A 12,613-nucleotide genomic window follows, 5' to 3' on the forward strand; every position below is an offset into this window, starting at 1 on the left:
TCACACCGCCGCCGCTCGCCCCGGGCGCAGGGAGCCGAGGATCGCCGTGAAGTGCACCGCGGATCCGACCATCGGGCCGACGAGCAGTGCGAGGATCGTCCTCGTTTCGAGGGCGAACGGGGTGAGCATGAGCGCGATCGACACCGCCAGAGCCGCGTACCAGCCGAGCGTGTTGACGGTGTGGCGATCCAGCGCCAGCGCGATGGCTCCGCCCAGCACCAGCAGGGCGAGGAAGGATGCCGCGGCGACGAGCATTCCGAGAACGAGGGCCGAGTTGCCGTAACTCGCGCCGAAGACCAGGCTCATGATCCACGGCCCGAGCAGGCCAGCCATGACGCCCCCGATCGCTGCGACCGCGATGACCGCGCAGACGAGCTTCAGCAGGGAGGAGCGCGCACGTTCCGGGTGCTGTACGAACGACGCGATCACCATCGATTGGAACGCCGTGATCGGAATGAGCAGAGGCGCCCTCGTCATAGACACCGCTACGACGAGCGGCGCCGCCGTCGCGTACTCAGCTGCGCCCGTGGTTGCGCTCATCAGCAGGGGGAACCCGGTGACGAGGAGCGCATTGGCTCCCGCAGCGGTCATCGCGTTGGTCATCCGGCCGATCAACGCCGCGGGCCGAATACTCACACGGGTCCGCCACGCGATCCTGAAGCGCGGCAGCAGAAGCGTCGCCAGCACCCACGTCAGCGCGCCGCCCGCGGCGGCGGTCTCGAATCCGATCATGCCCCACCCGAACCCCGCGGCGAGGAGGACAAGAACGAGTCGAACGAGCGCCTCTGTGGCCGTCAGCGATGCGAACGCACCCCATCTCGCATGCCCGGCGAGCGCACCGACGGTGGCGACGTGGCCGGTGTAGCTCGCGGCGGCGAGCGCCATGAGCGCGACCGAGAGGGTCAGCGTCGAGTCGCCCACAAACACCACCGCCCACACGGGGTACAGCGCAGCGACGATGAGCCCCACGACGACGCCGACCAGGAGCGCCACGGCGACCGGGGGCGTCGCCCGCGCATGCTCAGGCGGGAGCAACAAATCGGCCCGCACTGCGCGCGTCACTTCGCTTTGCACACCTGAGATGACGGCGAAGATCGCGAAAAGGGCGGCCCAGTACGTGAGAAACGCCGTGTTCTGCTCGGTCGGCAGAACGCGCGCGCTGATCGCGAAGACCACGACGCCGCTGAGCGCGGCGACCGCGGCACCCGCCGCGACGTGCAGGGCGGAGCGGCGACCGAGATCAGCCATCCCGTTCGACGTCACTCTCCGCGTGGCCGCGGTGCTGCTGCTCGAGCAGGTCCAGCCGCCGAGCCAAACGGTCGTGCTGCGCCCGCAGGATCGCATGCTCCTCCGCGGAACGGCGGATCTCGTCCTCCGCCTGCGAAAGCTCCCAAGAGAGGTGGAGAGCCACTCCGAGCAACAGCACGATCGCCAGCGCGAAGAGGAGGTTCGCGGGTACTTGCACGCCGAGCAGAGAGGTCAATCCGAGCAGAAGCTGGGGGAAAAGCCCGAGGATGAGCACTGCCACGCCGATCACGAGCCACAACGCCGCGTACTTCTCTCGAAGCCGCCGCGTGAGCAGCATCCACATGACGGTCGTGAGCATCACGAGCGCCAGCAGGATCCCGAAGAAGATGATCATGCTGTCCCCTCGTGGAGCTCAACCGGCTCGGTCGCCTTCGTCCTACGCATCAGCGCGAGAAGCAGGGCGAAGACAGAGCGCAGCAGGTAGATGGCTGATCCGATCGGCCCCTGGCTCGGTGTGCCGAAGCGGCGGGGCCTCATCGCGACGGGAACCTGCGTGACGGTCAGACCGGCGTGGCAGGCCGCGACGAGGGAGTCGAGGGTGTCCCCCAGATACTCAGCAGGGTAGTAACGCACATACTGGCGGATCGCACGAGGGCCGGCGGCGCGGAAACCGCTTGTGACGTCGGTGAGGCGTGTCTTCGCCACGCGGGAGAGGACAGATGCCAAGAATCGCATGGCCCACTTGCGCGGCCCGCGCACCGCGTAGTCGCCGAGATCGCTGAATCGCGCGCCGATGGAGATGTCCGCGCGCTGCAGACCCGCGAGAACTCGCTCGATGTCCACAGGATTGTGCTGGCCGTCCGCATCCACCTGAATCGCCCTCGAGTAGCCCTCGCGCAGGGCATAGGTGAACCCGGTGCGCATCGCTCCGCCCACCCCGAGGTTGAAGGGCAGACTCAGCACCGTCGCGCCTGCCTCAGCAGCCACGCGCGCCGTGTCGTCCGTCGACCCGTCATCGATCACCGCGACGTGGTAGCGGGCGTCGGCGGAGAGGATCTCGCGGACCGTGGTGCCGACATTTCGGTCCTCGTTCCACGCGGGAACGATGACGAGAACGCTCTCTGGGTGAACCGCCATGATGATCCAGTCTACCGGGGCACCCGGCACTCACCCGCAGGCGACGATCCGATACATACGCGCCGCGCCCTGTTCGTCGAGAAGTCGCACGGATGACGATTTCGCCAGATCTTCGAACCCCGGGAAGGCGTGGTAGCCGGGGTGCACCTCCTGACGTCCGAAATCCAGAACGTAGTCCACGCCCAGATCCGCGAGCGCCGCGCACGTGGCATCGCCTCGGCGCGCATCGTCGAGGTGATTGTTGATCTGGGCCATCTCACCTGAGATGTACATCAACGTGTGCGGCATCAGCACACGACGATCCGAGATCGCGAATGCCAACGAGGTGCCGGTCCAGGGGCTGCCCGCGATCACCGCGTCTGCCGGCACCTCGTTGGGAAGGCGCTGCAGAAGTGTGTACTCATCGGCTGTCAGCAGAGTCGAGGCGTCGTCAAGGCGGTACGAAGGCGCCGCCCAATCGACGGCCCGCGAGACGGGGCCAGCGAGTTGGGCGACCACTGCCAAGACGAGCGCGACGACCGTTCCACCCGCAGCCCAGAAGAGCCCCCTGCGCGAGCCTGCGTCAATCGACGGCGCGAAGTGATCGCGCAGGAGGTACCAGGTGCGGCCGGCACCGTACGCGGCGAGCGGGACCGCAGCGACGACGAGAATCGCGGCAAGACGCGGCAGGTTGTTGTACCAACTGCCCGTCAGCGCATCGCGGACCGACGGATACGGAAGAGCGGCCACGACGACGAACAGCGCGGCGGCGATCGCGTACATCGCGACGGCGACGACAGCACGCGGCTGCCGCGACACGACTGCCAGCACCACGCCGACGACGGTGAACGCTGCGATCACGACAGCCGGTACGAGGTACCACATGGAGAGCGACAGCGCCTGCCACACCGCCTCTCCAACGGACATCTGCGTCGGCCACCCGCGCGCTTCGGCGGGCGGTCTGAGGACCTTGACGAGCATCGCACCGACGACCAGATAGACGACGAAGCCGAGCGCGAGCACAATCCGTCGCCGCGTCGACCGGGCGGCTCGGCCGGCGCGCAGGAACGCCGACACGACCACAGGCACCGTCAACGCGAGCCAGGCGACGAAGCCGCCCGGGTGGGCCAGGGTCATCCCGACGACGGCGCCGAAGAGCACGAGGATCCACCAGGGCAGTCCCGCCGGCCGCGAGACACGACTCAGCCCGAAGACGCGGAGAGCAGCAGCGATCGACACGGGAAGCAGCGCGAGACTCATCTGCAGTGGGTACAGCACCCCGTAGTCCATGAGGAGGAAGGGGAAGGCCGGGACTCCGATCGCCGCGACCGCCGCCATGACCGTGTACGCGGGACGCGTCCCGAACATCGTCCGCACCAGCAGTACGGCAGACAGCGGCCAGACGACCGCGGCGACCACGAGCACGACGGCGTTGACAGCGACGGGAATCGTCGTCCCGCTCATCTGGACGATGAGCGAAACGACGGCGTGCCATGCAGCGGGATAGAACGGCAGACTGCCGTCCGGGCTCGTCATCCGTCCGAGCTGCAGTGAGGACGCATCACCTTCGCGCAGGATGTAGCGGATGCCGTTGAGGTGGAAGATGTTGTCGAACGACTGAGAGATGTTGCCCGGCGCCTGGATGATCTCGAGCACCCGCCAGGCGACCACGAAAACAGCCCCGAGCACCGCGAGCACAAGCGCCACGGCGCCGGCAGCCGGCGCTGGCACCAACGACTCGCCCGGACCTGGGAACCGCCGCCGGAGCAGGAGGATCACGCCTCCGACGATGGCCGTGACGACGACTACGGGCAGCACTGACCAGGGCACGTGGAGCCAGGATGCGACGACGGCAGTGCCGGCGACGAGAGTGACGGCGAAAGCCGGAGCAGCCGCAACCACCCAGAAGCCCCTCAAGCCGACCGCCAGCGCGAGCGGAACGCCGAGCACCGAGAGGAGCGCGAGCGTCAGGACGACGGGCAGGGCGAGCGGGGCGAAGTCCACCGGAATCCTTCAGTGAGTGAGCGGTGAGGACTGTCAGCGACGACCGTGCGCGAGCACGTTCAACAAGTAGGCACCGTACCCACTCTTCATCAGAGGCTCCGCGCGGGACCGTAGCTCGTCGTCGCTGAGGAAGCCCATACGCCAGGCCACCTCTTCCGGGCAGCCGATCGACAACGCCTGACGCTTCTGCACCGTTCGGATGAAGTCGGTCGCTTCGCTCAGCGACTCGAATGTGCCCGTGTCCAGCCACGCTGTCCCTCGGGAGAGAAGCTCGACCTTGAGAGCTCCGCGTTGGAGGTAGACCTTGTTGACGTCGGTGATCTCCAGCTCTCCGCGCGGGGAGGGCTTCAGCGACTTCGCGATATCGACGACCTCGTTGTCGTAGAAGTAGAGACCGGGAACCGCATAGTTGCTTTTCGGCTGGGCGGGTTTCTCCTCGAGCGAGACGACCTTGCCGTCGTCGTCGAACTCGACGACGCCGTAGGCCGACGGGTCGTCAACCCAGTATCCGAAGACCACACCGCCGGTCAGGTCGTTGTACTGGCGCAGGCGGGAGCCCATCCCCTGGCCGTAGAAGATGTTGTCTCCGAGAACCAGCGCGACGGTGTCATCACCGATGTGGTCCTCCCCCAGGATGAAGGCCTGCGCGAGCCCATCGGGCGACGGCTGGACGCGGTAGGTGATGGACACGCCGAAGCGCGAGCCGTCGCCCAGAAGGTTCTGGAACTGCGCCGCATCATGAGGCGTTGTGATGACGAGGATGTCCCGGATGCCGGCGAGGATGAGCGTCGACAGCGGGTAGTAGATCATCGGCTTGTCGTAGACCGGGACCATCTGCTTCGAGATGCCGAACGTAATGGGGTGCAAACGGGAGCCAGTGCCGCCCGCCAGAATGATGCCTCGCATCTGACTAGTCTCCCATCGACGGTTAGTCTGGTGAAATGCGGAAACTGCTCGTCACCGGCGGCGCCGGCTTCATCGGCTCCAACTTCGTTCACCACGTGATCGAGACCACCGACGACCACGTCACTGTCCTGGACAAGTTGACGTACGCGGGCAACCGGGCATCCCTGGAGGGCCTGCCTGCTGATCGCTTCGCGTTCGTCGAGGGCGACATCACCGATGCGGAGCTCGTCGACGCTCTATTCGAAGAAGTGGATGCCGTGGTGCATTACGCCGCGGAGTCCCACAACGACAACTCGCTCAACGACCCTCGACCGTTCCTCGACACGAACATCGTCGGCACCTACACACTGTTGGAGGCCGCTCGCAAGCACGACCGTCGTTTCCACCACATCTCGACCGACGAGGTCTACGGCGACCTCGAGCTCGACGACCCGGAACGCTTCACCGAGTCGACGCCGTACAACCCGTCATCGCCCTACAGCAGCACGAAAGCAGGTTCTGACCTGCTCGTTCGGGCGTGGGTGCGTTCCTTCGGCGTCCCCGCGACGATCTCCAACTGCTCGAACAACTACGGGCCCTATCAGCACGTAGAGAAGTTCATCCCACGGCAGATCACGAACGTAATCCGAGGGATCCGTCCGAAGCTGTACGGCGCGGGTGAGAACGTCCGCGATTGGATCCACGCCGACGATCATTCCGCGGCGGTCATCACGATTCTCGACAAAGGGCGTATCGGTGAGACGTACCTCATCGGGGCCGACGGCGAGAAGAACAACAAAGAGGTCGTGGAGCTCATCTTGAGCCTGATGGACCAGCCCGCCGATGCCTACGACCACGTCACCGACCGCGCTGGGCACGATCTGCGCTACGCGATCGACTCGACCAAGCTTCGGACAGAACTCGGCTGGCAACCGTCCTACGGCGACTTCGAAAGCGGCTTGGCCGCGACAGTGCAGTGGTATCGCGACAATGAGCACTGGTGGGCACCGGCCAAAGACGGCGTCGAAGCCTTCTATGCCAGCAAAGGACAGTGATCCACATCGCCGTCACGCCCTCTCGCAGCCTCATGGACGGACATGACTGAGTCAGATCCGGTAGCGACGCGCACCTCCAAGCACGATCGTCCCCTCGGCACGCCAACGGGCCGGGAGGGCAGTGCTGTGTCGTCTTCCTCGCGGCATGCGGTTGTTCTCCTTGTGCTTTGCTGCCTCGTGGTCTTCGCCGCCCATTTCCGCCCCTGGGAGGTGGCGTACCTCGAGGAATGGCCACTCGCCCGCGACTGGGACACGCTGGGCCCGTTGGGCTTTGCGGCGAACTACCTGCACTGGACGCTGAGCCGTCCTCTGCACCTCGTCCCCACGATGCTCGGCTTGGCCCTCGGCGACGGGTGGCCGGGAATGATTTTCCTCGTGCTCGCAGCGGTTGCGGTGCTTCAACTGCTCGCTGTGGTGTGGGCCTTGCGACCGGTGAGCCGCTCAGCCTGGCTGAACATCGCCGTCGGAATGTTCCTGGCGCTGCATCCTCTTTGGCCTGCGGGATACCTCCAGAGATTTCTGCCCGCGCAAACAGCAGCACTAGGCCTCGCTTTTGCGCTCGGCATGCTGATCCGATGGCTCGTGAACGGCCGTATCACCTGGCTGATCGGGGGGTGGGTGACGTTGCTCGCGGGCTTGGCGACCTATCCGGGACCCGCGCTCGTTGCGCCGCTGGCGTCTCTCGTGTTGGCCCTCGCGATTCCGGCGAGCTGGCGGCGACGGATGGCGACCGTGGTGACTGTCACCGCCGCGAGTGCGTTGATGACCTTCTATTCGCTGGTCGTCACCAAGTTCATTTCGCCCGATGCGCCCAGCTACGAACTCGGCAACATCCAGCACTCCGCCGTGAGCAGTGTGAAACAACTCGTGGTGCTGGTGGGCGGCACTCTGCGCCGCGACGGTAGTGTCGTCGTTCTGGGGATCGCCATCGTCGTCCTCCTCGCTGGCATCCTTGTCCTCGCAGCGGCCATTCCTCGCTGGAGCGGTGTACTCATCGCGGTTGCCGCGATCGCGAGCCCCGCAACGACGGTCGTGTTCTTCGGCAACACCGGCTGGCTTTCCGATATCGACAGAATTTCGTACGTCATATCCCTCGCGCTGGTACCGCCGCTGATGGTCTGGCCCCTGACTCGAAAGGAGTCGCGGCCACGTCTACAGGGGGCATTGGCAGCACTCCTGGTCGCGCTTTCTGGAATCGGTGGGCTGTTCGGCGTCCTGCACTGGCAGCCCTACATTGCAGCGCAGCACAAGTTGCTCACGGCACTCGGCCCGATCGTTCGCGAGGCCGGAAAGGACGAGATCGTCTCAGTCGTTGATCGCTCCGGCACGTTGGGTTTCTTCCCGTCCTTCCCCGAGCAGTATCTGGGACCTGCATCTGTAGTGTGGAACAGCGACAACACGCCCGTCTGGCTGTGCTTCGACACCTCCAGCGCGCTTCCGAGCGGCGCCTCCGTCTGCGAATCGAAGGACACCGGAACGACCTTGCGACTCGCGGGGTCCGTGCAGTTGGGCAAGGGAACAGCAGACATCTACATCGGCAAACGGGAGAAAGAATGACCGCCGGACCCACCGTCGCGATGAATGATCTCTCGCGGGGAATGCAACACGACCGCGACGATCTGATCGCCGCAGCCACGCAGGTCATTGACTCCGGATACGCCATACACGGCGCGCAGCATGCAGCTTTTGAGCGTGAACTCGCCGACTACCTGCAGGTCACGGACGCGGTCGGTGTCGCCAGCGGGACAGACGCTCTCGAGCTGGCGATCAAGGCGCTCATGCCCGAGGGGCGGCGAGAAGTGCTGACCGCCGGCAATGCCGGCGCCTACACCTCGACGGCGACACTGCGCGCGGGCTTCACCCCGCGCTACGCGGATATCGATCCCGATTCGCTCTGCCTGAGCGTCGATACGGTCCGCACTCAGCTCGACGGCCGCGTGGGTGTCGTCGTGGTGACGCACCTCTACGGGCTGCGCACCGACCTCACGGCACTTCGCGAGCTCGTCGAGGCGAACGGCTCCACCCTCGTCGAGGACTGCGCCCAGGCGATCGGAGCGCATGCCGACAGCTACGCCGGAGCGACCGGCCACGCGGGGACATTCAGCTTCTATCCGACGAAGAACCTCGGAGCCATCGGCGACGGCGGCGCCGTGGTAACGAACTCTCCCCAGACAGCAGCGCGCGTGCGCCAGTTGCGTCAGTATGGGTGGTCGAAGAAGTACGACGCCACCCTCACCGGTGGCGCCAACTCACGACTCGATGAAATGCAGGCCGCGTTTCTGCGCGTGCGACTTCCGCAGGTAGATGCAATGAACGCGAGGCGCCGCGAGATCATCGCCCGCTACTGCGCCGCTGCGGCAGACCTCGATCCTTCAGTGCTGACGGTGCTACCGGCGACAGGAGCGTCGCACGCTGCGCACCTCGCGGTCGGCCGCAGCGCCGAGCGCGACCGTGTCCGCTCGATGCTGCTCGCTCACGGCGTATCGACCGACGTGCACTTCCCCATCGCCGATTGGCAGCAGCCCGCGTTCGCTGCCTACGCGCCGACACACACGCTGCCCAACACGATCGCCGCCTGCGCCGAGGTACTCAGCCTCCCCCTGTTCCCGGAGTTGCGCGACGAGGAAGTCGATGTCGTATGCGCAGCCATCCGGAGTTTGGGTTGATGGACTTCTCCATCGTCATTCCGGTCTACGGCAACGAAGCCAACATCCCGTCGCTCGTCGCACGGCTCACGGAGTTGCTCCCCGACCTGCCGACCGCCACGGAAGTGGTCTTCGTGGTGGACGGATCACCGGACCGCTCTTACGACGTTCTCGCCCAAACACTCCCCCACGCCGCCTTCGCATCTCAGCTGCTTCGCCATTCCCGAAACTTCGGGTCATTCGCCGCCATCCGCACGGGTCTCGCCGCTGCGCGCGGCGACGCCATCGGCGTCATGGCGGCAGATCTTCAAGAGCCGGCGGAGCTGATGGTCGAGTTCCAGCGCGCGCTCTCCACGGGTGCTGTCGACGTCGCGGTGGGCCGCAGAGTCGCCCGCGAGGATCCGGCCTTGACGTCGCTGACTTCGCGCGCCTTCTGGTCGTTCTATCGTCGGCTCATCATTAAGGATCTCCCGCCGGGCGGCGTCGACGTGTTCGGGTGCACCCGAGCCGTCGCGAAAGAGCTGGCGAAGATGACGGAAGCGCATTCCAGCCTCGTCGCCCAACTGTACTGGGTCGGTTTCCGGCGCGCGGAGATCCCCTATCATCGGGTCGAGCGCACGGAAGGAACGAGTGGGTGGACGCTACGAAAACGGATCAAGTACCTCCTCGACAGCGTTTTCTCCTTCACGAACCTTCCGCTCGACCTCCTGCTGATCACCGGTCTCGTCGGGTCGCTGGTTGTGATCATCGTCGCGGCGGTCGTGCTGGGGTTCTACCTTGCTGGAGACGTGCATGAGCCGGGCTACGTGCCGCTGATGCTGACCGTCCTGTTCTCTACGTTCTTGACAATGACTTCGATCGGTATCGTCGGTGCCTATATCTGGCGGATTTTCGAGAACACCAAGCAACGCCCCTCTTCGATCGTCATGAGTCGAGAGAAATGGTGACGTCCGCACAGCAGCCGCGCTCAACAGCAGGCGCAGGATGGCGCTTCCTGCTAGTAGGCGGGGCGAACACCGCCGTCACGGGACTGGTCCTGGTCGCACTTAGCTATCTCATGCCCGGCTGGGCCGCATACACGATCGCGTTCGCACTGGGCATCATTTTCTCGACGGTCTTCGCGTCGCGATGGGTGTTCACGCGCGAGGGTTCCTTCCGCGCAAGTATCGCTTACGCCATCTGCTACGGCGTCATCTACCTTGTGGGACTGCTCTGCGTGCAGACCATCCGCTCGTGGGGCTGGCCGGAGTTCCTCAACGTGCTCAGCATCATCGTCACCGCGCCGCTCGGCTTCCTTGCGGGACGCGTGATCTTCCGCCAACGACAGAGAGAAGACAAAACCACATGACTGGCAGCGGCGATTACTTCGTCCACCCACAGGGAATCTGCGAGAGCACGAACATCGGAAGTCGAACGCGAGTTTGGGCGTTCTCTCATGTTCTGCCCGGAGCTGTCCTCGGTGCCGACGTGAACGTCAACGATCATGTCTTCATCGAGAACGACGTCGTCATCGGTGACCGCGTAACGCTCAAGTCCGGCGTTCAGGTGTGGGACGGGATCCAACTCGGAGACGATGTGTTCATCGGCCCCAACGCGACCTTCACCAACGACCCCTTCCCACGCAGCAAGCAGTACCCTGAGTCGTTCGCGCGCACAGTGATCGAAGACGGCGCGTCGGTCGGTGGCGGCGCCGTGATACTCCCCGGGATCCGCATCGGTCGGCGCGCGATGATCGGTGCCGGCGCGGTCGTGACGAAGGATGTGCCCCCCTATGCCATCGTCGTCGGCAACCCTGCTCGCATCGTGGGATACGCCGACACCCCCGAACCCACGTCCACGAACGACGCCGTCCCCTACCGAAACGCAGGGCCTGCAGAAGGCATCACTCAGCTTCGCACCGTCAGCGACATTCGCGGCGCACTGCTGCCAATCGACATCCCCGGAGATCTGCCCTTCACACCTCAGCGTGTGTTCTTCGTGCATGGTGTGCCCTCGAAGGAGGTGCGTGGTGAACACGCTCACCGACGCTGCGAGCAGTTCCTTGTCTGCCTCACCGGGTCAGTCTCGTGCATCGTCGACGATGGCACCAGCCGCCGGGAGTTCGTACTCAGCGACCCCTCCATGGGACTTCACATGCCGCCGATGACGTGGGGCACGCAGTACCGCTACAGCGCAGACGCCGTTCTGTGTGTCTTCGCATCGCAACCGTACGACGATTCCGACTATATCCGGGACTATGAGGAATTCCTCGCGACTGTTCGTTCGGAATGAGTAGGGCCAGGCGCGACGCGCACCTCGGTACCAAGCACCGGCCGCGCGCCTCTATGCTGGCGGCCGGTTCCGTGGTCTTTCTCCTTCAGTTCATCCACGGCACCGCTACGCGGTTCGTCTATGACGCCGCCCAGTACTGGGACGGTGCCCTCCAGCTCGTCTCGGGTGGAGACGTTGCTACAGCTGGCGTCCTCAACATCCGAGGGACGCTGACGCCGCTCGTCTACCTCCCACCCGCGGCAGTCGCAGGCCTCCTCGGTGAGGGCTCGTGGACGTGGCTCGTCCTCATTTGGAACGCGCTGCTCGCCGCCGTTCTCTGTGCCATGATCCTGCCGCAGCTCGCTGAGTTGATCGTCCCTGGACATCTCGTGTCACACGTGTGGACGTGCGCTCTCCTCGGGGGGTTGCTTTTCGCCCTATTCGCCCGCTTCGCATTGTTGGATGTATGGGCCTTCGCCTGCGCCGCGACCGCCATGCTTCTGATCAGCGGGCGCCGCAGCTGGTGGGTGTATGCCGTCGGCGGGCTGTTTGCCGCCATCGCGGTTGACCTGCGTCCGTCCTACTTGCTTCCGTTGATTCTCGGAATGGTGGTAGTACTCATCGCCGCCGCACGGCGCATCCCCCTCGTCGCGGCGGGCGCGCTCATCGGCGCACTGCCACAGTCGATCTACAACGTCTTCCACGGGGGGTCGTGGCTGCCCGTGCCGACCGCAACGAGCGGGCTGATCGGCGTTCAATCCGCACAGGCGGTGTATTCGATCCGATACGACACCGTGCTGGATCCCGGACGCAATCCCCAGCAGTGGTACTGCGACCCATCACTCGCTTCCGCGGTGTCCCCCGAGCCGGCCCCCACAACTCCTCTGTCTGTCGCAGGATCGCTGCTCACACACGTCCCCGAGTCGCTCTGGTTTGGGCTCAAGAAGATCGCCACAGCGCTCCAGTGGTCGTGGAGCACCCCATACGAACCATCGCCCGGAGACGGCACCGGTGCGATTGCGGTGGTGGTCGCACTCACGACGGCGATCGGCGCGTTCGGCCTCCTCCGAGCGATATGGTTCGGAACCTCGACCAGCAATCGACTGATCGCGGGCGGGCTTCTCGCATTCTGGTTGGGAGCGGCGGCCACCCTCGTCCTCACCACACCGGAGACTCGATTCGCACTCCCCCTCGTCTCTGTCGGCGTCGTGGGTGTGACGTGTGGTTTGACGACGCCGATGACACGCTCGCAGAGGTGGACATCAGCACTCTGGCTGCTCGCCGCACTCTCCGTGTGCCTTCTTTTGCTGTGGGCCGGCGCGCGAGGTCTGGGCTACCCCGTATCACCTGGGCCCCTGACCGCGCCCGCCGATTGCGTTCGTCTGGCCCGCTAGCGCGTCACACTCCTGG

12 protein-coding genes are annotated in these 12,613 nt (G+C 65.2%); 7 read left to right on the plus strand and 5 right to left on the minus strand.

Annotated features, from left to right (window positions below; all coding sequences use genetic code 11):
- The 5 genes from DEU37_RS14870 to rfbA are packed head-to-tail and all read right to left on the minus strand — an operon-like array spanning position 1 to position 5,274.
- Entirely contained in the window at positions 1-1,248 is a 1,248-nt protein-coding gene (locus DEU37_RS14870; RefSeq protein WP_183043656.1) for a hypothetical protein, read from the minus strand.
- Positions 1,241-1,642: a DUF2304 domain-containing protein gene (locus DEU37_RS10855; RefSeq protein WP_121190685.1), complete on the minus strand. Its 402-nt coding sequence runs from the start codon at positions 1,640-1,642 to the stop codon at positions 1,241-1,243. Before DEU37_RS10855 ends, DEU37_RS14870 begins: the two co-directional genes overlap by 8 nt.
- On the minus strand, positions 1,639-2,385 hold the full coding sequence (locus DEU37_RS10860) for a glycosyltransferase family 2 protein (RefSeq protein ID WP_039412637.1): 747 nt from the start codon (positions 2,383-2,385) through the stop codon (positions 1,639-1,641). The genes DEU37_RS10855 and DEU37_RS10860 overlap by 4 nt, the downstream gene beginning before the upstream one ends.
- Positions 2,386-2,415: 30 nt before the next feature.
- A complete protein-coding gene (locus DEU37_RS10865; protein ID WP_121190686.1) occupies positions 2,416-4,368 on the minus strand; it encodes a DUF6541 family protein in 1,953 nt (650 codons plus the stop codon).
- A 33-nt stretch (positions 4,369-4,401) separates the two neighbouring features.
- A complete protein-coding gene (gene rfbA, locus DEU37_RS10870) occupies positions 4,402-5,274 on the minus strand; it encodes a glucose-1-phosphate thymidylyltransferase RfbA (protein ID WP_039412642.1) in 873 nt (290 codons plus the stop codon).
- A gap of 35 nt (positions 5,275-5,309) precedes the next feature.
- Between rfbA and rfbB the strand changes: the two genes are divergently transcribed.
- The 7 genes from rfbB to DEU37_RS10905 all read left to right on the plus strand — a co-directional run bounded on the left by rfbB (position 5,310) and on the right by DEU37_RS10905 (position 12,597).
- A complete protein-coding gene (rfbB, locus tag DEU37_RS10875) occupies positions 5,310-6,308 on the plus strand; it encodes a dTDP-glucose 4,6-dehydratase (RefSeq protein ID WP_121190687.1) in 999 nt (332 codons plus the stop codon).
- Positions 6,309-6,350: 42 nt separating this feature from the next.
- A complete protein-coding gene (locus DEU37_RS10880; RefSeq protein ID WP_220699837.1) occupies positions 6,351-7,865 on the plus strand; it encodes a hypothetical protein in 1,515 nt (504 codons plus the stop codon).
- Entirely contained in the window at positions 7,862-8,974 is a 1,113-nt protein-coding gene (locus DEU37_RS10885; protein WP_121190689.1) for a DegT/DnrJ/EryC1/StrS aminotransferase family protein, read from the plus strand. Before DEU37_RS10880 ends, DEU37_RS10885 begins: the two co-directional genes overlap by 4 nt.
- Positions 8,974-9,900 carry a glycosyltransferase family 2 protein gene (locus DEU37_RS10890; RefSeq protein ID WP_121190690.1) on the plus strand — a complete coding sequence of 309 codons (927 nt, stop codon included), beginning with the start codon at positions 8,974-8,976 and terminating at the stop codon, positions 9,898-9,900. Before DEU37_RS10885 ends, DEU37_RS10890 begins: the two co-directional genes overlap by 1 nt.
- Complete coding sequence (locus DEU37_RS10895; RefSeq protein WP_039412664.1) at positions 9,894-10,301, plus strand: GtrA family protein; 408 nt, start codon at positions 9,894-9,896, stop codon at positions 10,299-10,301. The genes DEU37_RS10890 and DEU37_RS10895 overlap by 7 nt, the downstream gene beginning before the upstream one ends.
- A 119-nt stretch (positions 10,302-10,420) precedes the next feature.
- Positions 10,421-11,224 carry a WxcM-like domain-containing protein gene (locus DEU37_RS15155; protein ID WP_310790702.1) on the plus strand — a complete coding sequence of 268 codons (804 nt, stop codon included), beginning with the start codon at positions 10,421-10,423 and terminating at the stop codon, positions 11,222-11,224.
- Positions 11,225-11,295: 71 nt separating this feature from the next.
- Positions 11,296-12,597, plus strand: a complete 1,302-nt coding sequence (locus tag DEU37_RS10905) for a hypothetical protein (protein WP_147424870.1) — start codon at positions 11,296-11,298, stop codon at positions 12,595-12,597.
- The last annotated feature ends 16 nt before the right edge of the window (positions 12,598-12,613 follow it).

Source organism: Microbacterium sp. AG790 (genome assembly GCF_003634765.1).
Taxonomy (GTDB): Bacteria; Actinomycetota; Actinomycetes; order Actinomycetales; family Microbacteriaceae; genus Microbacterium.

Bases quoted from the DNA above. Each gene is read 5' to 3' on its own strand.
- DEU37_RS10880 (WP_220699837.1), top strand. From the start codon at position 6,351: ATGACTGAGTCAGATCCGGTAGCGACGCGCACCTCCAAGCACGATCGT.
- DEU37_RS10855 (WP_121190685.1), bottom strand. From the start codon at position 1,642: ATGATCATCTTCTTCGGGATCCTGCTGGCGCTCGTGATGCTCACGACC.
- rfbB (WP_121190687.1), top strand. From the start codon at position 5,310: ATGCGGAAACTGCTCGTCACCGGCGGCGCCGGCTTCATCGGCTCCAAC.
- DEU37_RS10895 (WP_039412664.1), top strand. From the start codon at position 9,894: ATGGTGACGTCCGCACAGCAGCCGCGCTCAACAGCAGGCGCAGGATGG.
- DEU37_RS10885 (WP_121190689.1), top strand. From the start codon at position 7,862: ATGACCGCCGGACCCACCGTCGCGATGAATGATCTCTCGCGGGGAATG.
- rfbA (WP_039412642.1), bottom strand. From the start codon at position 5,274: ATGCGAGGCATCATTCTGGCGGGCGGCACTGGCTCCCGTTTGCACCCC.
- DEU37_RS10890 (WP_121190690.1), top strand. From the start codon at position 8,974: ATGGACTTCTCCATCGTCATTCCGGTCTACGGCAACGAAGCCAACATC.
- DEU37_RS14870 (WP_183043656.1), bottom strand. From the start codon at position 1,248: ATGGCTGATCTCGGTCGCCGCTCCGCCCTGCACGTCGCGGCGGGTGCC.
- DEU37_RS10860 (WP_039412637.1), bottom strand. From the start codon at position 2,385: ATGGCGGTTCACCCAGAGAGCGTTCTCGTCATCGTTCCCGCGTGGAAC.